We start from the raw sequence: 20,056 nt of genomic DNA, 5'->3' as shown, positions 1-20,056 counted from the left end.
TACATCCAGCCTAGCTGGTCTTCGCCGCCACCGACGGCCGTTCCGACACCCTGCTCAGGGTCCAAGCAGCTCCTTCAGGATCGTCTCCGGATCGGCTCGGCGCTGCTGGCGAAACTGGCCCACGTGCCTGACGAAAAGCGTGGCCCGGGCGACCAGGCTTTTTCCCAGCACCGGCTTGTGATTGAGCTCTTCCCGGGTCCGCTGGAACTGCGCCTGGATCACCGCGTCGGTGTAGCGCGTTCCGTTCGCCAGGTTGTCGATGTAGATCGCCAGGGCACCCTCGAGCGCACTGCGTCCATTGGCGATAGCCGTTTCATAGAGCTTGGCGGTGGCTTCGTCCTGGGCGGCCCGCGCCTGATCGCGATCCTTCTTCAGGTTGGTCAGGCGAATGTTGTAGTTGTTGACGGTCTCGGCCACCAGGGCCGCCGACTGGATCAGGTTGCCGGCGGCCTCCTCGCGCTGCCGGGCGATCAGCGACACATTGCGCTTGAGCTCTTCGTTCACCCGCGCCAGGCGGGCCTGCAAATTCGGGTCGGTGCTGCTGGCGATGAGACTATCGAGTAATTGGGTCGGATCTTCGGCAGCCTCGATTTCATCGGTCAGGCCTGCCAGGCGGCCTTCCTGCTGCCACTGCTCGAACAGTTCCTCGTAGCGAGAGCGCGGTGCCGACAACGCGCCCAGGGCCACCCGGAAACCGGTGGTGGCGTTGCGCTGTTCGCTGCCGTCGGCGGCAAACAGCGGATACTCCCGGCGCATGCCGGTGAACAGCGTCAGCTCGCCTTCCAGGTAGTTGCCACCCTTGACCACGAAGCCGCCGTAACTGCCCTGGCGGCGGCCGGCGTGGACCAGTTGGAAGGACTCCTGGACCATCTCCGCGGCATTGCCGATCACGTCGAACAGTCCCAATGGATTGGGGTTTTTCAGCCCGATCGGCAACAGCCGCGCGCCCTGCCCCGTGCCCCCGGCGACCTGGCTGAACACTGCCCAGTCCCCTAGCGGGCCATCGCTGTCGCTGCCTTGCACCTTGCGCGGAAACAACCGCGCCTCCAACGCCTGGCGACTGACCGCCTGGCCACCGCGGGCGGCGAATTCCCACTCCACTTCGGTCGGCAGGCGGACGAAGCCCATGCCGCCGTCCTCGACCGCTTTGCCACGGCCGCTGACCGGCAACCGGTCACGGTGGTATTTGAGCAACCAGGCGCTGTACACCGCGGCAAAGCGCTCGGCCTCGAGGCGCGACAGCTTGACCTTGGGCAAACGCGCAGACATGTCGTTCATGGGGGCGCAGGCCGGTGCCTCGCCCTGCCCCGCCAAGGCCGCCTCCTGGGCCATGACCAGGGCGTATTGACGCTCGGTGACCTCGTATTTGCCGACGAAATAGAACATCGGCTTGAGCAGGCTGTCGGCCCCGCTCTTGGGCAGGGCCGGGGCGATCCTGGCTTGCCAGTCGGCCGGCAGGTCGTCGAGGACGAACTGACCGTTGATGTAGTCGCGCCGGTAACCGGAGATGAAGGATTGCCGGTAGCCCGGATCGTCATCGCTGAAGGGGTAGCCGAGATTGACCTCGCGGTCGTCCAGGGTGCCCTTGGCGAGGACATAGACGTAGCGGAACACCAGTTCACCGTCGCAGGGCAGCGGCAGGCTGAGGTCATCGGGCAGCGGTTTCGGATTATCCGCCGGGGCGCTCTCCGCCTGTACTGTGCCGGCCAGCGCCAGCATGACCAGAGCCTTCAGCCAGACCAGAGCCCTCAGCCAAACCAGGCCCCTCAGCCAGACCAGAACCCTCAGCCAGTTACACATCGCGCAATCCTTCCGATGCTTCGATCCGCGCCGCGCGCCAGCCACCGCAGGCCGCTGCCAGCAGGCAGCAGAGCAGCGTCAGCAGCAGGGCCAGCAGGTAGTGGACCGGCAGCAGCCGGCAGGCGTACTCCCCCGCCGCCGGTGCGAACAGCCGGTTCAGCCCGGTTTCGGCCATGCCGTACAAGCCCCAGGCCAGCAGCAGGCCGAACACCCCGGTGTACAGCGCCTGCAGTACGACGAAAGCGATCAGGGCGCCGGTCGAAAAACCCAGCAGGCGCAACACCGACAAGGCCCTGCGCTTGCGCTCGACGGCGGCCAGGGCGCTGGCGGTCATCGCCGCGAAGGCCCCGGCCAGGGCCAGGCTGGCGATGATCCAGAACACCAGGGTCAGGTTGTGGCTGAGGGAGCGCACCTGGGCGATGATGCCGGCCTGGGTCGCGACCTCAAGCCCGCGCTCGGCGAAATACCGGCGCAGGCGCTCCACGCCGTCCAGGTCCGCGGCGTAGAGACGGAACCCCGGATACACCCGCGCCGGGTTCAGCTGTGGCTCATACCCAGGCCAGGCCTGGCCGTCGCGGTAGTCTTCGGCGGCCTCCAGCAGGGCCAGGGGCGCGAACAGCGCATCGCGCGGGAAGGCCGCGAGTGGCAAGACCCCCTGCACTCGCAGGCGGGTGCGCTGGTACTCCTGGCGCCCGGCTACCTGACGGCCGAACGCGGCGCTCAGCACGTCGCCGCCCTGGACCCCGAGTTTCTCCGCCGCCCGCTGGCTGAGCAGTACCTGGTCCGGCGCCTGGAGCAGCAGCGCGGGCGCCACCAGCGGGTCGCCCGCGGCGGTGGGGATCATCTCGACCGTCAAGGCCTGGCCAGCCGAGTCCGGGTAGAGGTCGGCAGTCGCGGCGATCTGTCGGGTACGCGGCACGACGAAGGCGACTTCGGGACGCGCGGCCAGTTCGGCGATGGCCTGGGCGCTGAAGCGCCCGCCGCCCATGGGCACCACTTCGCGCACGGCGGGGTCGCGCTCCAGGCGTTCGGTCAGGGTAGTGACCAGGCCGAACTTGAGGCCGAACAGCACCAGCAAGGGCGCGAGCACGGCGACCAGGGCCAGGACCGCGCAAGCCGACAGGCGCACCTCGGCGCGGTAGTCGTGCCAGGCCAGCAGGGCCATCAGGGCAAGCCGCATCAACCACCTCCCGCCAGCGTCGCGGTGACCCCGCCATCCGCGCCGCGCTGCACCTGCAAGGGATGCAACTGCAGCCCGGCGCGCCGGGCCAGCGCCTCGTCATGGGTGGCGACCAGGATGCACACGCCGCGCTCCTCGGCCTGGGCCACCAGCAGCTGCATGACCCGTTCGGCGTTCAGCGGGTCCAGCGAGGCGGTGGGCTCGTCCGCCAGCACGATGCTCGGTCCATGGGCCAGGGCCCGGGCGATGCTGACCCGCTGGCGCTGGCCCACGGAGAGTGCCGCCGGCAGCTTGTGCAGCTGGTCGGCGATTTCCAGCTGCTCGGCCAGGCGCCAGATCGTGGCATCGGCCGGCAGGCCGAGCAGCGCCCGCGACAACCCGATGTTGCGCTGCACGTCGAGAAACCCCAGCAACCCGCCCGTCTGCAGCACATAGCCCATGACCCGGCTGCGCAACCCGGCCAGCACATCCTGGCGGCCGCTGCGCCAGAGCCCGGCGACATCCAGCGTACGGTCGTCGGCGCGGCATTCGAAGACGCCGCCCGGGTCCGGCGACAGCACCAGGGCCAGCAGGTCCAGCAAGGTGCTCTTGCCGCTGCCGCTGGGGCCTACCAGGGCCAGGCGCTGACCCGGGCGCAGGTCGAGCTGGGGCACCACCAGGCTGTAGCGCTGTGGCCCCTCGCCGCGGGTCTTGCGGACATCCCTGAGCTTGAACATCAGGGCAGCGTCGCCAGGGGCACGCGGTACAGCGCATCGCCCGGTTGGGCCTCGCCGAAGCGGACCCAGTTGGCAATGTCGTTGTGGAAGGTCTCGTACAGGCGGATCTTCGACTCCAGTTCGTCGATGAAGTCCTGCTGCTCGGCCACGCTCAGGGACAGCCAGAGGTCCTGGGTCATGCTCAGCGATTTGCTGCGATACGGCAGGCCGTCCAGGTACTCGCCGAGGATGCCGCCTTCGACCAGGTTGCCGCCCTGCTTCAACCGCGTCGGGTCGCGGCTCATGTGGGCGCTGGCGCTGGCGATTTCCTGGAAGAAATCCTTGGGCGAGGTCTGGGTACGGCGGGCCGCATCGACGATCAGTTTCAGCGACTGCTGCAGGTCGTTGAGCTGCAGCTTGGTCAGCAGCACGCAGACCTGGAAGGCCGGCAGCGAGGGGTTGGTCAGGTCGTGGTCGGAGGTCCAGGCGGTGATCAGCTGCGGCGCACGGACCGCCGACTGGCGGCCGAGAAAGTCCATTTGCATGGCGTAGCCGATGGCCGTGGCCTTGCTCGCGACGCTCGCGGCCCCCTGTAGCGGCGGCAGGCTCGGCAGCTGGTTGTTGCGCGCCTGATGCACCTGTTCGGCGAATACCGAGCCGATCTCGGCGACCGTATCGCCGAAGCGACCGACATCGCCGCCCGCCACCGGGATGTACAGGTCGCCGATCTGCGGGTTGGCGTCGGCCGTCAGGCTGCGGTACTGCTGCTCGGCGAAGCCGTGGTTTTTCCGGCCGGCCTCGGTGCGCAAGTGCAGCGCATAGATCTTGACCTGTTTGCTGAGGGCGGCTTCGCGCACCTCGGCTTCGTTCATCTGGGTGCGCCCCAGCGGATCGTTCTTGCGCAGGGCGCCTGCGTCGGTGACCAGCAGGATCAGCCGCCCGGCATAGGGGCTCCAGTCCGTACCCTCGACCGCCGCCATCACACCGGCGAAGGCATCCTCATTGAAGGCGTGGCTGGACACCTGGGCGGCCTTGACCTGGCCAGCCAGCTCGAGGAAGCGCTGTGGATCGCGACCCTCCTCCAGGCTCACCAGGGTTTGCGCCACATATTCCAGGCCCGGGGTCTTCTCGACATTGCTGCGAAACCCCACCAGGCCGAAGCTGACGCTGTCCAGGTCGCCACGGTCGGCGATCTGCTGGTGCAGTGCCTGCACGACCTTACGCACCCGGTCGATGTAGGGCTGCATCGACACCGAGGTGTCGACCACCAGCACTATCGCCGTGCGGAAGGCATCGCCGCCGGCCCTGGCCGCCCCCTCGGCCTTGCCCTGGGGCGTATTGCCGGGGTCGATGGAGGCCACGTTGAGCAGTTGCACCGGCTGGCCGTTGGCATCGAAGCTCTCTCGGGCCTGGAAAATCGGCAGCAGGTAGAACTGGTCCTGGGGGATGGCGCTGGCCACAGGCTCCAGCGCGACGATCTGCGGGTCCACGCTGCCTTCGTTCTGCGCCTTGTGCAGGGCCGCGCGGGCCTGCGCCGTGTCAGCCAGGAACCGTTCGAGGCTGCTCTCCTCGCGCAGGAACATGACCGGCGAACGACCGGAGCGCTCGGTGAATTTCAGCACCAGGCTCTGCTTCCAGTCGCTGACCTGCTCGGCCGGCAACCAGCCATCGCGCTGGCCATCGCTGGCGGCGCCGACCTCCAGCCAGCTGCCACCCGCCACCGCCTTGCGCTGATAGACATACAGCACCGAGAACGCCGGCAGCGCCGCACCGTCGGGCGCAACCCCGGGCTGGCCGGACACCTGTGCGCCGGGCTTGCTCAGCACCCGCTGGAACAGGGTTTTCTTGCCCGGCATCAGCAGCGGACGGTCGCCGCCATCGGCGTTCGTCGCCAGCGGCGGTTGCGCTGCGCTGGCCGTCTTGGCGGGCAAGTCCTGCGCATCGCCAGCCGGCGTTTTTTGCGCCTCGACCTGGTCGTTTTGCGGTTCCACCGGCGGCGCCGGACGCAGCCACCAGTAGCCCCCGCCAGCCAAGGCCAGTACCCCGGCCACGACCACACCGAACAGTGCCCATAACGGCCCGCGCGACCCGGCCGGCGGCTCTGCGCCGAGGCTTGCGGCCCGGGTGGCTGTGGCGGCTGGCTCGGGTGCGTGCTCAGGCGCGGGCTTTGGCGCAGCGAGCGGCGGCATGTCGAGGGAAACCGGCGCCAGCCCGCCCAGGTCGGTCGTCGCGGATTGGCCGGCGGCCGCCGCGGTGGGCGGCAACGGCAATGGGCGCAACTGCGTCGCCTCGGACTCGGCCGGCCCGGCGGGCGGCAGATGGTCCAGCGCGGCGATCAGGGCATCGGCATCGGCAAAGCGCTCGGCCGGGTCCTTGGCCAGCAGCTTGCGCAGGATCCCCTGGTAACGGCCGTGGGCGATGGGCAGTTCGGGCAGCGGCTCGGTCAAGTGGGCCAGGGCCGTGGACAGCGAGTCGCTGCCGATATAGGGCAGCTTGCCGGTGAGTATCTCGTAGAGCACCACCCCCAGGGCGTAGAGGTCGGTGCGCCCGTCGATCTGCTGGCCGCGGGCCTGTTCGGGGCTCATGTAGCTGGGCGTGCCCACGGCGAAACCGGCCTGGGTGAACTGGGTGTGGTCTTCCAGGGACTTGGCGATGCCGAAGTCCGAGAGCACCGCCGAACCGTTGGCGCGAAACAGGATATTGGCCGGCTTGACGTCCCGGTGCACCAGGCCCTGGGCATGGGCATACCCCAGGGCCAGGGCGATCTGGCGCAGGTAGACCAGGCCCTGCTGCGGGCTGAGCCCCTCGGCAATCCGCTCCTTGAGCGTCCCGTTCGGCAGGTACTCCATGGCCATGTAGTAGAAGTGGCCGACATTGCCGATGTCGTAGATGGTCACTGTGTGCGGGTGGGAGAGCCGCGCCAGGGTCTTGCCCTCGCGCAGGAAGCGTTCACAGAAGCTGCGGTCGGCGGCCAGCGCGGCGGCCATGACCTTGAGCGCCACCTTGCGCTCCAGCGAGCGCTGGGTCGCCAGGTAGACCGTGGCCATGGCGCCCTCGCCCAGCTCGCGCTCGATCGCATAGCCGGGAATGTCCATGTCCAGACTCGAGCGTTCTTCAGCTGATGCGTTTTCAGTGGGCATTGACGACTACCGCCGTGATGTTGTCGGGAGCGCCCCGGGTCAGCCCCAGGTGCACCAGGCTGCGGACCACCTCATAGGGGCTCGCGTTGCCCAGCACGTCGCGCAGTTCATGGTCCTCGACGGTCTTGGTCAGCCCGTCGCTGCACAGCAGGAAGCTGTCGCCGGGACGCACATCCAGGTCCACCGCCGAGAGCTCCAGCCGGTCCTGGGTGCCCACGGCGCGGGTGACGATGTTGGACATGGGGTGCTCGCGCGCCTCGTCCTCGCTGAGCAGCCTGCTGTCCAGCAACTCCTGGACATAACTGTGGTCGTGGCTGATGACCTCCAGCTGGCCCTCGCGCAGGCGATACAGGCGGCTGTCGCCGGCCCACAGGCAGGTGGCCTTGTCTGCTCGGGCGGCCAGCAGCACCAGGGTGCTGCCCATGATGCCGACGCCGCGCTGCGCGGTTTCCTGGCGAACCGCCGCGTTGGCCTGCTCCAGCCCCGCCCGCAACGCCTGGACATAGGCCGGCAAGGCGGGCTCGGGCGGGATGGCGCGCAGCGTGTCGACGATCAGGCTGCTGACGAAATCGCCCGCCGCATACCCGCCCATGCCGTCGGCCACCGCCCAGAGGCCGGCTTGCACGGCATCCAGACAGGCATCCTCGTTGACCTGACGCACCATGCCGACATGGCTGTGGCTGGCGGATTCGTAACGCGTTACGGCTGACGACATGCCCTGGCTCCCGAAATGTCCCTAGCTTCCAAAATCAGCTCTTAAAATCAGCTCCCGAAATCGAACTGCACGGTTTGCGCAAGCGACGCGCAGCCGCCCTCGCCCAGCAGAAAACCGCTGAAATCCTGCGCCGCCGGCAACCCCTGGCAACGCAGCAGCCCAGCGGCGACCCGTCCGGAGCCCTTGCCCCACCAGAGGCTCGCGCCCTCGCAGGCGTGCTGCAGCAGCACCGCCCCGCGCGCCGCCGCAGTCGTGGCGGCGAAACGCATCTGCCCCTCCAGCGCCGGCATGCACAGCACCTGCACGCTACAGACCGGACTACCGAGGGCCGGCACCGCGGCCTCGAAGGCCTCGACATCGGCCTCGGGCTCCAGGGTCGAGAGCAACAGGGCTTCGGCCGCCTCGAACCAGTCATCCGGGCCGGCCACCAGCGCGCCCAGATCGGTCTCGGCCTCCAGCTGCAACGCGATGGTCAGTGGGAAGTAGCGCCCGACCCGGTCGACGCTGGGCATCATCACCCCCACCACCGCCTCATTGCCGAGCAGGCCCGGCGCCACGGCAAAGCGCCACAGCGGGCTGACCAGGTAGGCATCCAGCCAGGCCGCCCCGAGCGCCGCCTGGCTGGTGGCCATGCCGGCGGAGAGCCAGGCATCCCAGCGCTCGATAAAGCTCGGCGACAGGCCGCGGTGGATGAAGTCCCCGCGGCCGGCCAGCTTGCCGTAGAAACCGGGGCTGCTCACAAGCGCTCCGGCAGGCTGAAGCCGGACAGCAGCCGGCCCTTGAACGGGTTGAACGCGCTGCTGGCGCGCAGCTCGCAGGAGATGCTGGAGCTGTCGACGCGCATGCGCAGGGTGAAGCGGTCCGGGGCGTTGCCCTGGGTCAGGTCGGACTGTTCCAGCAGGCGAAACCAGGCCCAGGGCCCTTCCAGGGTCAGCCCCGAACGACCGGCGCTGGTGGGCGGCGTGACGGACAGGCGCACCACCCCCAGGCTGTTGGGACTGGGCCATTGCATCGCCATCGGCCGGCTGGGGCCATGGTCGTAGCTGAGCTGCTGGCCGTCCAGGTCGAGCAGGAACTGGCTGATGGAGGCGTCCATCGCCACGGGCTTGAGCTCGAAGCGAACCGTCGGCCGGGTGCCTCCGGCGCGGAAGTAGGCATCGCGAATGGCCGCGGCGCGCTGGAAGGTTTGCAGCACGCCCGGGCCTATGCCGAGTTTTTCCGCTGCGCCCGGCTGCCAGCGCCAGCTGCTGGTCGAGGTGTTGACGTAGGGTTGCAGGTACTTGCGAAAGTAGTTGTCCATCACCCCGCCCACGCCGAAGAAGTTGCCGAAGTCCTCCAGGGTCGCCTCCCGCGAACTGGAGTTGACCATGGGGTAACGGCCAGCCAGGGACTGGCGGTAGACATTCACCACCTCACTGATCCAGGCCGCGTTCAGCTGGGTGCGGATGCCGCCCATCATGCTGCTGGTGGTGGCGTTGACCACCGAGTTGACCAGCTTCTGCACCAGTGGCGGCTGACGTTCGGCGCCGAGCTTGACCCGCGATGCCGTGGCCACCGCCTGGTTCTTCGCCTCGCCCAGCAAGGCCTCGCCGCTGGCGCCGCTCATGGCGCTGACCTGCACATAGAGCTCGTTGAGCTGGGCCAGCAGATCGTCGATCGGCGCGGGCCCCTCCCCGCTGGTGGCCAGCAGGCTATTGAGCTCGGCGAAGCGCGCGGTGATGGGATCGACCTGCGAGGCTGCCGACGAATCTTCCTGGGCCGATTGGCCGACCAGCGAGCCGAGCTGCTGCTTGAGTTTGTCCACGGTGCCGTCGGCGGCCTTGAGCTTCTCGGCCAGCAGGCGATCCTCTTGTTGCAGGTTGGTTTCCTTGGCCACTGCGGCGAGCAGTTTCTTCAGTGGCGAGTTTGGCCCGGAGAGCACCCGCAGCACATCGGCAGCCTGGGCGATGCTGTTGACCGAGACGAAGTCGAGATCGCCGAGCAGTGTTTCCCATTGGTTGAGGAAATCCTGGAAGTACAGGGCCCGCACCTCCAGGGCCAGGCTGGCGACATCCTGGTTGTCGTTCAGCGGCCGGCCGAGTACCCATTGTTCCTCGGCCAGGGCGCCGGACTGGCTGAGACTGGCGACCATGAACGCCTGGCGATAGCCGCGGTAGGTATAGAAACCGGATAACGGATCGCTCAGCGGCTTGCCGCTCTTGCGCGTGAACACCAGGGCGGCGTCGCGCCCGGCCGCTTCGCTGAGGCGAAAATCCGCTACGCCCTCGGGCAGCTTCTGGCGTTTCACCCGGCTGTAGACCCGCTGCGCCACGGACATCTGTTGCAACTGCCGACGCAGGTCGGCCAGCAGTTCCTCATCCAGCCTCGCCGGTGGTGGCTTGTGGGCGAACAGCGCATTGAGATGCTCGGCCAGGGCCAGCCGCTGTTCCGGGGCCAGGTCGCGCGGCAGGCTGCGGTCCCAGTCGAGGTTGATCCAGGTCTTGATGGCATCGGCGTCATAGTGCTCGGCGCTGGCCAGCATCAGGTAGACCTTGAGGCCTTCGTAGAGAAACTCGGTGTTGCCGCCGCTGCGCAACTGTTCCTCGATGCGCGTCAGCAGTCGTGGCGCCAGCACCGCGATCAGCAGCTTGCGGTACACGCTGGTGGCTTCGGCGCCGAGCATGTCGCCCTGGAACAGGCCATAGCCTTCGGCCCAGGACAGCGAATTGTCGGCGACATGGCGAACGGCGTTGAGCAGCGGCAGCACAGCCAATACCTCGCGCTGCGCCGGGCTGAGCGATTCGACCTGCCCCTTGAGCGGCGCCAGGCGCGCATCCACCTCGGCGATATAGGCCTGATTGGCGCGGTAGCTGGCGACCCAGATGGCCGTCACCGCAAGCAAGACCACGGCACTGGCGGCGAGTACGCCACGATTGATCCAGCGATGCCGGCGCTCGACCTTGGGGTTGCTGCCGACCAGGCCGCGCTCGCCAAAGGCGACATCGCGGAACAAGCGGGTGATGAAGTAACTGCGACCGGTGCCGGTCTGGCGCGCCAGGTGCTGGCGATCCAGGTTCATGCTCTGCGCCATGCTGCCGATCAGACGGTCGATGGGGCTGCCTTCCTGGGTGCCGCTGGTGAAGTAAAGCCCGCGCAACAGCGCACGTTCTTCATAGGGATTGGGCTTGAATACCCCCTCGAGGAAGGACGACAGGTTGTGCCGCAACGCCGCGAACTGCTGGATGAAGCCGTAGATCAGATCGCGTCGGTTGGGGTCGCGCTCCTGTTGCAGGCGTTCCACCAAACGCTCGGTAAGACGCGCCTCGAGGGCGGTGAACTCCTCGTCGAAACGGGCCAGCGGGCCTTGGGGGCTCTTGCCATCGTCCAGGGCAAAGGTGACGCCCCAGACCTGGGCGCGCTCTTCCTTGCTCAGCGCGTCGAAGAACTCCATGAACCCCGGCACCAGGTCGAACTTGGTGAGCATCACGTAGATCGGGAAGCGCACACCGAGCTGGCTATACAGCTCCTGCACCCGCGTGCGGATGGCCCGGGCATGGGCGCTGCGCTCGGCCTCGCTGCCCAATAACAGGTCGGACAGGCTGATGGCGACGAAGACGCCATCGATCGGCCGGCGCTTGCGCTGGTTCTTCAACAGGTCGAGAAAGCCCAGCCAGGCCGCCTTGTCCACCGCCGCATGACTGTCCTGGGTGGTGTAGCGCCCGGCGGTGTCCAGCAGCACCGCTTCGTCGGTGAACCACCAGTCGCAGTTGCGCGTACCGCCGACGCCGCGAATCGCCCCGCTCCCCATCTGTTCGGCCAGTGGAAAGTGCATCCCGGAATTGACCAGCGCGGTGGTCTTGCCCGAGCCCGGCGGGCCGATGATCACGTACCAGGGCAGCTCGTAAAGGTTGCGCCGCTCGTTACCGCCGAGCTTGCTGCGCTTGAGCAATAGCAGCGCTTCGTCCATGCGTTGCTTGAGGGCCGCCAGCTCTTCGGCGGTGGCGACGCTGGCCGCATCCGGCGCCACCGCCGCCAGGCCCTGCATGACCTTGGCGGCGTTGCGCCGGGCCTGGACGATGCGCAATACGCGCACACCGATCCAGGCCAGGAACAACAGGCCGATCAGCGCCCAGCGTACGGCCGCCGGGGCCAAGGGTTCATAGGCGGCGACGATGATCAGCGGACCGAGGAACCAGATCACCAGGCTCAGGGCGAGCAGGCCGAGCAGCGGCACCACCCAGCGCACCAGGAAATTGATAAAGGCCTTCACTGGTTGCCCTCCGCTAGCACGGTAATCTCTACGCGCCTGTTCCTGGCGCGTCCGGCGGCGCTGTCATTGGAAGCAACAGGTTCCGCGTCGCTGCGCCCTTCGGCGGTGAAGCGCTGGGGTTGCCCGCTGCGGGCGGCGAGGATCTCCATCACTTGCTGCGCCCGATCCTGCGACAGCTTCCAGTTCGAGGGGTAGCGCAAGGTGGCGATCGGTCGGTTATCGCTGTGCCCGGTGACCTGCACCGTGCCCTTGACCTGGCGCAGGGCATCGGCGACCCGCAGCAGCAAGGGCTGCAACTGTTCGGAAATGCTCGCGCTGCCCGAGGCGAACAACTCGTCGCCACGAATGGTCACCACCGAGCGATCCAGCGCATCCTCCACGGCGACGCGCTGGGCCTTGATGTCCTCGGCGAGGAAGCGCGCCAGGCGTGGGCGTTCGATCAACCTGGGCTGCTGCGCTGGACGGTCGATGGTTTGCACCGGGATCTCGCCCAGGGCGTGGATATTGCGAAACACCGGCTCGGCGTCGGCCGCCAGCTTCAGGCGCAAGCCGAACAGCAGCAGCAACAGCACGGCCAGGCAAATGGCCACGCCAACCCAGGGCGGCAGGAATTGCGACAAGCGATCGCGCACCACGCTGAGCCCCCGCCAATGCGGCGACAGCTCGCGCTCGAATTCGCCGCGCACGCTGCGAATGGTCGCGCTGGTGCGCTCGCGCAAGGCCTCCAGCTGGCTGCGGCCGTCATTCATGACCCGGTAGCGGCCCTCGAAGCCCAGGCAGATACAGAGGTACAGCAGCTCGAGAATGTGCAGGCGCTGCTGTGGGTTCTGCAGACAGTGCTCGAGCAGCTGGAAGACTTTTTCGCCGCCCCAGGCTTCGTTGTGCAGGGTGATCAGCAGGCTCTGCTTGCCCCAGTCGCTGGTACTGCCCCAGGGCGTACTGAGTACCGCCTCGTCCAGCGCGGTGCAGAGCACATAACGGCTGAGCATCACCTCATCCTGGGCGACGCCGGCGGCGCGCGCCTGCTCCTCGAACTGGCGCAGGTAGGCCAGCAACTGGGCGCGCAGGCTGGCCGGTTGCGGGTGAGCGAGGGTGCTGCGCAAGCGGGTCAGCAGCGCCAGTATCGGGCCGGCCGCCCGCTCCAGCGGGTTGAGGCCCTGGGCCAGGCTGCTCGCCACTGGCGCGCCCGGCATCGCAATGTGCGGATCGGCGGCGCTGGCGCCATCCTTCCTTGGGGCAGAGGCATCGACGGAGCGCCCGCCGGGCCGCGGCATGATCAGGGTATGGTCGTTGCCGCCCGGCGAGGCGCCGCCTGAAGTGCCGCCTACGCCAGAGCTGCCGAAGGGATCATCGATCGGGTGCATGACGAATTATCCTCGGATGGCCCAGAAGGCCAGGTTCAGGCCCGGGAACTGGCCGGCAATGTGAAAGGCGAATCCCCCTGAGTTGGCCAACTGTTTCCAGTGCTCGCTGCCACGGTCCAGTTCGAAATAGCTTGAGCCGGCGTGATAGGGAATCTGCCGCGGCGCCACGGGCATGGACAGCAAGGCGATGCCCGGCAACTGCAGGTTGACCAGGTCGCGGATGTGCTCCACCGAGCCGATCTTGGCCTGCTGGGGGAAATGCGTGCGCAGGGTTTCGGCCGGTACCTCGGCCCGCACCACCAGGACGAAGCTGGCCATTTCCAGCAAGCTCTTGTCGGCCAGCATCGCCACATGCACGCCGTAGGATTTCTCGACGATGGGAATCGGCGTGGCGCGGGTATCGATGACCATCGACAAGGCTTGCCGCAGATCGTGCATCACCGGGGCGAAACTGCTCGCCAGGTCGTCGTGGGCATAGGCCGGGTAGTCGCTGGGGCGACGCCCGGCGGCGGAAAAGGTGGCGAACTCCCCCGCCAGGCAGACCGCCTCGCGATAGAAGTCCTGCGGGTGCAAGGGGCTCAACCGGGCCAGGTGGCTGAGCAGGGGCTCGGCGCGATTGACCAGTTGCAGCAGCAGAAAGTCGGCAATCTCCGAGGCACCGCCGGCCCCCGAGGCCACCACCCTGCCTGCCAGGGCCTCGCCGCGCTGGTGCAACAGCCCTTGCAGCTCGCTGCGAAAGGCCGCCAGCACGCCGGAGGCGGCCACATCGAGCAGCGGCGCAATATAGTCGTCGTCCAGCTGCACGGCATTGTCCGCGCGTTTTTCCAGGACCCGGATCAAACCGAGGCAGGCATATTCGCCGAGGCCGTCGCGCTCGGTCAGCAGGCGCAGGGCTTTGCCGCCGATCGCCAGCGACGCGCGGCTCTCGAAGGCGGCGTTGTCATCGCGCACTTCGCGCACCTGGCTGATATAGCGCGCACTGCCCGGTGCCTCGCCCTCCCCCACGGTGTCGCGGCTGCCGGCACGCTTGAGCGGCAAGCCCAGGAAGACCTGCGCATCGCGCAGGTTGTCGTTCACGTTCAGTGGCGGCGGCGGCAGATCGTCGCCGGGAATGTCGAAAGGCGTGCCATCGGGTAGCACCCCGCGCGCGCTGACAATCGCCACCTTGCCCTGGCTGAGCAGGGACTCGTCGATGCGCAGCTCGGAGAACCCCCAGCCCCCAGCGCTCAACGGGCGGCAACGGCCATCGATCAGGGCTTCCATGTAGCGATCATGCTGCTGGAGATGCTGCGGCCGCAGAAACATTCCTTCGGACCACACCACACGGTTATTCCAGGACATGGGCTGGCTTCCTCGACAGGACTAATTCGCAGGTTTCGTGGCTGCCGCGCTGATCGCCCTGGCTGTCAGGGAAACCGTCAATGGCGTGGTTTCATTGCTCGGGATACTGACCACCTGGCGCCACACGGCGCTGTCCAGTTCACGGTAAGACACCACCAGGCCGAGCAAACGGCTCTGCTCGTCGAGCGTGCGCTCCAGGGTCAGCCGTTGACCCGGCTGGATGAGCAATTCGTCCTGCGCCACCAGGTCCGCGGACAAGGTCGCGCCGGTGGCATTCACCAGGGAGAAATAGTCGGCGCGACTGAAGGCTCCGCCGTTTTTCAACTCATACAAACGCACCCGCACCGGCGTCGCCTGGCCGCCCGCCGAAAGATTCAGATCGGCAGCGGCCTGGATATGCATGACAACGACAGTAGGCGTAGGGGGCGGCGGCGGACTCGAACTACAGGCAGTCAGCAGCAGTACTGTTGCGAACAACAAGAACTTTGGCATGTCGTCGTCCTCACTGACATTTATTATTCCAAATCGAAACTACCGATAGCCAAACAAGATCAACTCACTATTTAATAGCCATTAGCCTTTATCCAACTAACCGATGGCACTCAGCCTTTTCGCAACTTGGTATTTTGTTCTTCATAGGCTCGACTGAATTCACGCCCGAACAAATCCTCGAAATCGTCTTCGGCCTCCCTGGAAATGCTCGCATAGAGTTCCGTGAACAACTCCCAGTATTGCGCTTGACGCCTACCGGGCAGCAAAGCGCCAATAGCCGAAGGTTGACTTAAACGCGCTTCCAGTACCGCTGGCTGAAAACGCTGGAGCAGGTGTTTGATCGAGGCTTGTACGCCCGCCATGACGGCCAGTTGATGCGCTTTCAGGTCGTCGAAGCTTTCCTTGATCGCCTGGTCGGCCGGCATGAAGGCCTGGTTGCCGGAACGCAGTAATAACAGCAGCGCCTCATCGACATTGGGGGCGAATTTGAGGGGGTTGTTCTCCACCGGGCGGATCATGGTCTGGGCCATGCGGAACTCACCCTTGAGGCTGGCACGGGCGCGCAGCACCTCGATCAACCCCTCGACCATATGCCGGTAGCTGCGGCCGATGGCCTCCATTTGCGCGCGGGTTTCGCCTCTGTCGATACGCAAGTGCTCGAGCCCCGCGCCCCTGAGAAAGGCTTCCAGCACCTGTTCATTGTCGCCCCCGATTGCCGGCGCTGCAGGCGCGACCGCAGCCCGTTGCACGGCCGGTTCGGGTGCGCTGCTGGCAATATTCTCCGATGCCGCTGGCAATGGTTGCGGCTGGGCTTGCACAGGGGGCGGCGCCACCGGCGCCGGGCCCGCACCCAGCTCGGTGAAGGGGTCCCAATCCGCCGGAATCGCCGGTGCCGCGCCGGTTTCGCTGGCCGGGGGGGCGCTGGCGCGTTGTGGCTCGGGCGGGCGGAAATCATGGCGTTCGGGCGGCACGTGGTCGGCCAGGGCCGGAGGGGGGACGGCCGGGGACGCGAGAAAATCGAACAGGTCGGGCTTGGTGTCCAGGGGCGAACCGCCCGCGTGGATCTGCACCCTGCTGGGGGGCGCCGCCGCGGCGGGAATCTCGCCCGGCGCCTGGCGCTTGATCAGCGCATCGAAGCCGGTAAAGGGATCGCTCATCCCGGGTGCGCCGCTGACGATCTGTGGCGCGCCGTTGATCTGCACCAGGATGTCGTACTCGCCGACGCGCAGCAGTTCGCCGTCGCGCAAGGGTTCGCTGTTGCCGCGGTGCATGCGCACGCCGGCATTCATCAGCTGTACGCCATTGGTACTGGTGTCGGTCAGGTAGTAGGTGCCGTCACGCAGTTGAATGACGCAGTGCTGGCCGGACACCAGGCGCTCCGGGTCTGGAAGTACCCAGTCGTTCTCGGGGTTGCGACCGATTTTCAGCTCACCGCGATCAAGCTCGAACTCCGCCCGTTGGCCGGGAGTCAGCTTGTGATAACTGGTGATTGTCAAACGCAGCGGCATTAGAACTCCTTGTACGGTATTGCTCAATAACAACAGCTCGGGCATGCCAGCGAGTGCAAAGCGAGTATAGCCCCCTAAAAGATTTCCGTGCCCTCAAAGTTCCTGCGCTTATATTCGCTTTTTTCAAATAAGCCCTATAACAAAAGAAACTAAAAGAACCACCACCCACCACCTATCTTCAAACATCACTAGGTTCCCCCCATTGGTCGGAGAGTTTCTTGACAACAATTGAACTGGGCTAAAACTTCAGTTCAATTATTGAATCCAGAAATGACCAAAAAGTGGGTCTGGATAGAACACGCATCTGCAGGAAAGGGATTTTGTCGTGCGCTCGCCCTGACCGGGCGCCGATTGCCGGGCCGATATGGAGATCACGTCCGTGATGGATGTACAGCGTTTGTTGGAAACCATTTCCCCTGACTCCCCCTGTGGCGGCGACCTCGAGTACGACGCCGCCTTTCTCGAGCTTGAACGCGCGGCGCAAGGCCAGCCCGAACGGCAGATGGGCGATGCCGTGCTACCCGCCACACCGCCGGAATGGCGCCAGGTCCGCGACCTCTGCGTCGAGCTGTTCACGCGCAGCAAAGACCTGCGCATCGCCAACTACTTCCTGCAAAGCGCCATTGCCCTGCAAGGCCTGCCCGGCCTGGTGCAAGGGTTACAGCTGATCCAGCAGTTGCTCGCGCAGTATTGGGACGACCTGCATCCCAAGCTGGATGCAGAGGATGGCAATGACCCCACTTTCCGGATCAACGCCCTCGCCGGCCTAAACGCCGAGCCGGTCATTCGCCTGCTCTGGGGCATGCCGCTGATCAGCTCGCGGGCCTTTGGCAACGTCGGCCTGCGGGCCGCGCTGAATGCCGCCGGCTTGCAGCGCTTCGCCAGTGAAAGCCTCAGCCCGGACCAGCTCGGCGCGGCCTTTCAGGACTGCGCGGGCGAACAGCTCGAGGCCTGCCGCGCCGCCCTGAACGATGCCCATGGCACGCTGTTGACCATAGAGCGCGAGGTCAACGAACGGGTCGGCTCCAACCACGGCGCGGACCTGGGCACGATCAAGCAACTGCTTCGGCATGCGGTGCAAATCATCGCCGAGCACGCCCCGCAGCCGGGCGTTTCCAGCGCTGTCGCGCAAGCCGGCGAGCCTGTCGATGCAGCCATGTCCACGGCCCCCAGCGCCGCCGCGCCGCGCATCGCGGGCGAGATCGGCAACCGTGACGATGTGCTGCGCAGCCTCGACCGGATCCTCGGTTACTACGTCAGGCACGAGCCCTCAAGCCCGGTGCCCGTGCTCTTGAGCCGCGCCAAGAGCCTGGTCAGCGCGGATTTCGCCACCATCGTGAGCAACCTGATTCCGGACGGCTTTTCCCAGTTCGAAAAATTGCGCGGGCCTGAAGGGGAACAGTCCGAGTGAAAACGCTTAACCGACGCCCATCCAACACAGCCGCCTAGGCAGCGCAGGAGGAAAAATGGCTAACACCAGCAGCCAGAAATTCATCGCCCGTAACCGTGCTCCCCGGGTGCAGATCGAGTACGACGTAGAGCTTTACGGTGCGGAGAAGAAGGTGCAATTGCCCTTCGTCATGGGGGTGATGGCCGACCTTGTCGGCAAGCCCGCCGAACCGCTGCCGGCGGTGGCCGACCGCAAGTTCCTGGAGATCGACGTCGACAACTTCGACTCGCGGCTCAAGGCGATGAAACCGCGGGTGGCGTTCAACGTGCCCAATGCCCTGACCGGCGAAGGCAACCTGAGCCTGGACATCACGTTCGAGAGCATGGACGACTTCAGCCCGGCCGCGGTGGCGCGCAAGGTCGATGCCCTCAACCAACTGCTCGAAGCCCGCACCCAGCTGGCCAATCTGCTGACCTACATGGACGGCAAGACCGGCGCCGAGGACATGATCATGAAGGCGATCAAGGACCCGGCGCTGTTGCAGGCATTGGCCAGTGCGCCGAAACCGACCGAACCCGAGCCGCAAGCCTGACAGAGGACGCAGACCATGGCCGAATTGATGAAAGACCCGCAGGCCCAGGCAGACGCCGCGATCGAACAACCGAGCGACTTCGCCGCCCTGCTCCTGCAAGAGTTCAAACCCAAGACCGAGCACGCCCGCGAGGCGGTGGAAAGCGCCGTGCGCACCCTGGCCGAACAGGCCCTGAGCAAGACCGAGCTGATCTCCAACGACGCGATCAAATCCATCGAATCGATCATCGCCGCAATCGACGCCAAGCTCACCGCGCAGGTCAACCTGATCATGCATCACGCCGACTTCCAGCAACTGGAAAGCGCCTGGCGCGGCCTGAACTACCTGGTCAACAACACGGAAACCGACGAGCAGCTGAAGATCCGCGTGATGAGCATCGCCAAGGGCGACCTGCACAAGACCCTGAAGAAGTTCAAGGGCACCGCCTGGGACCAGAGCCCGATCTTCAAGAAAATGTACGAAGAGGAATACGGCCAGTTCGGCGGCGAGCCGTTCGGCTGCCTGGTGGGCGATTACTACTTCGACCAGTCGTCGCCGGACGTCGAGCTGCTCGGCGAGCTGGCCAAGGTCTGCGCGGCGATGCATGCGCCGTTCATCAGCGCGGCCTCGCCGACGGTGATGGGCATGGGCTCCTGGCAGGAGCTGTCCAACCCGCGCGACCTGACCAAGATCTTCACCACGCCGGAATACGCTGCCTGGCGCTCGCTGCGCGATTCCGAGGATTCACGCTACATCGGCCTGACCATGCCGCGTTTCCTCGCCCGCCTGCCCTACGGCGCCAAGACCGACCCGGTGGATGCCTTCGCCTTCGAGGAGGAAACCAACGGCGCCGACAGTTCCAAGTACACCTGGGCCAACTCGGCCTATGCGATGGCGGTGAACATCAACCGCTCGTTCAAGCTCTATGGCTGGTGCTCGCGGATTCGCGGCGTGGAGTCCGGCGGCGAGGTGCCGAACCTGCCGACGCACACCTTCCCGACCGACGACGGTGGCGTGGACATGAAATGCCCGACCGAAATCGCCATCGCCGACCGGCGCGAGGCGGAGCTGGCGAAGAACGGTTTCATGCCGCTGCTGCACAAGAAGAACACCGACCTCGCCGCCTTCATCGGCGCGCAATCGCTGCAGAAGCCGGCCGAGTATGACGACCCCGACGCCACCGCCAACGCCAACCTGGCGGCACGCCTGCCCTACCTGTTCGCCACCTGCCGCTTCGCCCATTACCTGAAGTGCATCGTTCGCGACAAGATCGGCTCGTTCAAGGAAAAGGACGACATGCAGCGCTGGCTGCAGAACTGGATTCTCAATTACGTGGACGGCGACCCGGCCCACTCCACCGAAACCACCAAGGCCCAGCACCCCCTGGCCGCGGCGGAGGTGGTGGTCGAAGAGGTCGAGGGCAATCCCGGTTACTACAGCTCGAAGTTCTACCTGCGCCCGCACTACCAGCTCGAAGGGCTCACGGTATCGCTGCGGCTGGTATCCAAGCTTCCATCCGCCAAGGCGGTTTGATCCATCCCCGGTGGCACTCGCCGTGGTGGCGGGTGCACTGCAACACAGCGTGGCCAATCGCTGGAGCACAGTGGTGTA

General features: G+C 66.3%; 14 protein-coding genes. 3 read left to right on the top strand and 11 right to left on the bottom strand.

The window, feature by feature from the left end:
• Positions 1-54: 54 nt before the first annotated feature.
• The 11 genes from J4D28_RS22400 to tagH form a co-directional block, all read right to left on the bottom strand.
• Positions 55-1,800, bottom strand: a complete 1,746-nt coding sequence (locus tag J4D28_RS22400) for an SUMF1/EgtB/PvdO family nonheme iron enzyme (protein ID WP_103331493.1) — start codon at positions 1,798-1,800, stop codon at positions 55-57.
• Complete coding sequence (locus tag J4D28_RS22395) at positions 1,793-2,980, bottom strand: ABC transporter permease (protein WP_028682151.1); 1,188 nt, start codon at positions 2,978-2,980, stop codon at positions 1,793-1,795. Before J4D28_RS22395 ends, J4D28_RS22400 begins: the two co-directional genes overlap by 8 nt.
• Positions 2,980-3,696: an ABC transporter ATP-binding protein gene (locus J4D28_RS22390; RefSeq protein WP_009049556.1), complete on the bottom strand. Its 717-nt coding sequence runs from the start codon at positions 3,694-3,696 to the stop codon at positions 2,980-2,982. The genes J4D28_RS22395 and J4D28_RS22390 overlap by 1 nt, the downstream gene beginning before the upstream one ends.
• Positions 3,696-6,770: a serine/threonine-protein kinase gene (locus tag J4D28_RS22385; RefSeq protein WP_177477904.1), complete on the bottom strand. Its 3,075-nt coding sequence runs from the start codon at positions 6,768-6,770 to the stop codon at positions 3,696-3,698. The genes J4D28_RS22390 and J4D28_RS22385 overlap by 1 nt, the downstream gene beginning before the upstream one ends.
• Positions 6,771-6,804: 34 nt before the next feature.
• Positions 6,805-7,530, bottom strand: a complete 726-nt coding sequence (locus tag J4D28_RS22380; protein ID WP_009049558.1) for a PP2C family serine/threonine-protein phosphatase — start codon at positions 7,528-7,530, stop codon at positions 6,805-6,807.
• A 47-nt stretch (positions 7,531-7,577) separates the two neighbouring features.
• Positions 7,578-8,270, bottom strand: coding sequence for a type VI secretion system-associated protein TagF (tagF, locus tag J4D28_RS22375; protein WP_016703052.1), 693 nt, complete (start codon positions 8,268-8,270; stop codon positions 7,578-7,580).
• A complete protein-coding gene (gene tssM, locus J4D28_RS22370) occupies positions 8,267-11,779 on the bottom strand; it encodes a type VI secretion system membrane subunit TssM (RefSeq protein ID WP_103331492.1) in 3,513 nt (1,170 codons plus the stop codon). Before tssM ends, tagF begins: the two co-directional genes overlap by 4 nt.
• Positions 11,776-13,143, bottom strand: coding sequence for a DotU family type VI secretion system protein (locus tag J4D28_RS22365; RefSeq protein ID WP_041989559.1), 1,368 nt, complete (start codon positions 13,141-13,143; stop codon positions 11,776-11,778). Before J4D28_RS22365 ends, tssM begins: the two co-directional genes overlap by 4 nt.
• Positions 13,144-13,149: 6 nt before the next feature.
• Positions 13,150-14,484 (bottom strand): type VI secretion system baseplate subunit TssK, encoded by a 1,335-nt coding sequence (gene tssK, locus J4D28_RS22360; protein WP_101282735.1) that lies wholly within the window; start codon positions 14,482-14,484, stop codon positions 13,150-13,152.
• 21 nt (positions 14,485-14,505) lie between these two features.
• Positions 14,506-14,976, bottom strand: a complete 471-nt coding sequence (gene tssJ / locus J4D28_RS22355) for a type VI secretion system lipoprotein TssJ (RefSeq protein ID WP_029526547.1) — start codon at positions 14,974-14,976, stop codon at positions 14,506-14,508.
• 110 nt (positions 14,977-15,086) lie between these two features.
• Entirely contained in the window at positions 15,087-16,484 is a 1,398-nt protein-coding gene (gene tagH / locus J4D28_RS22350; RefSeq protein ID WP_103331491.1) for a type VI secretion system-associated FHA domain protein TagH, read from the bottom strand.
• Between the two features lie 382 nt (positions 16,485-16,866).
• Here tagH and tssA point away from each other — a divergent pair, with 382 nt between their 5' ends.
• The 3 genes from tssA to tssC are packed head-to-tail and all read left to right on the top strand — an operon-like array spanning position 16,867 to position 19,978.
• Entirely contained in the window at positions 16,867-17,895 is a 1,029-nt protein-coding gene (tssA, locus tag J4D28_RS22345) for a type VI secretion system protein TssA (RefSeq protein WP_103331490.1), read from the top strand.
• 55 nt (positions 17,896-17,950) lie between these two features.
• Positions 17,951-18,466 (top strand): type VI secretion system contractile sheath small subunit, encoded by a 516-nt coding sequence (tssB, locus tag J4D28_RS22340; RefSeq protein WP_009049566.1) that lies wholly within the window; start codon positions 17,951-17,953, stop codon positions 18,464-18,466.
• A gap of 15 nt (positions 18,467-18,481) precedes the next feature.
• A complete protein-coding gene (tssC, locus tag J4D28_RS22335; protein WP_016703058.1) occupies positions 18,482-19,978 on the top strand; it encodes a type VI secretion system contractile sheath large subunit in 1,497 nt (498 codons plus the stop codon).
• Positions 19,979-20,056: the final 78 nt, after the last annotated feature.

The organism is Pseudomonas sp. GW531-T4 (assembly GCF_017349615.1).
In the GTDB taxonomy this organism is placed as follows: domain Bacteria; phylum Pseudomonadota; class Gammaproteobacteria; order Pseudomonadales; family Pseudomonadaceae; genus Aquipseudomonas; species Aquipseudomonas chlororaphis_I.
The sequence above is the reverse complement of the archived record's forward strand: the minus strand, read 5'-3'. Positions and strand labels throughout refer to the sequence as shown.

What these genes read in the sequence shown, in the direction of transcription:
- tssK (WP_101282735.1), bottom strand. Translation starts at nt 14,484, where the DNA reads ATGTCCTGGAATAACCGTGTGGTGTGGTCCGAAGGAATGTTTCTGCGG.
- tssC (WP_016703058.1), top strand. Translation starts at nt 18,482, where the DNA reads ATGGCCGAATTGATGAAAGACCCGCAGGCCCAGGCAGACGCCGCGATC.
- J4D28_RS22390 (WP_009049556.1), bottom strand. Translation starts at nt 3,696, where the DNA reads ATGTTCAAGCTCAGGGATGTCCGCAAGACCCGCGGCGAGGGGCCACAG.
- J4D28_RS22400 (WP_103331493.1), bottom strand. Translation starts at nt 1,800, where the DNA reads ATGTGTAACTGGCTGAGGGTTCTGGTCTGGCTGAGGGGCCTGGTTTGG.
- tagH (WP_103331491.1), bottom strand. Translation starts at nt 16,484, where the DNA reads ATGCCGCTGCGTTTGACAATCACCAGTTATCACAAGCTGACTCCCGGC.
- J4D28_RS22395 (WP_028682151.1), bottom strand. Translation starts at nt 2,980, where the DNA reads ATGCGGCTTGCCCTGATGGCCCTGCTGGCCTGGCACGACTACCGCGCC.
- tssB (WP_009049566.1), top strand. Translation starts at nt 17,951, where the DNA reads ATGGCTAACACCAGCAGCCAGAAATTCATCGCCCGTAACCGTGCTCCC.
- tssJ (WP_029526547.1), bottom strand. Translation starts at nt 14,976, where the DNA reads ATGCCAAAGTTCTTGTTGTTCGCAACAGTACTGCTGCTGACTGCCTGT.
- tssA (WP_103331490.1), top strand. Translation starts at nt 16,867, where the DNA reads ATGGATGTACAGCGTTTGTTGGAAACCATTTCCCCTGACTCCCCCTGT.
- J4D28_RS22365 (WP_041989559.1), bottom strand. Translation starts at nt 13,143, where the DNA reads ATGCACCCGATCGATGATCCCTTCGGCAGCTCTGGCGTAGGCGGCACT.
- J4D28_RS22380 (WP_009049558.1), bottom strand. Translation starts at nt 7,530, where the DNA reads ATGTCGTCAGCCGTAACGCGTTACGAATCCGCCAGCCACAGCCATGTC.
- J4D28_RS22385 (WP_177477904.1), bottom strand. Translation starts at nt 6,770, where the DNA reads ATGGACATTCCCGGCTATGCGATCGAGCGCGAGCTGGGCGAGGGCGCC.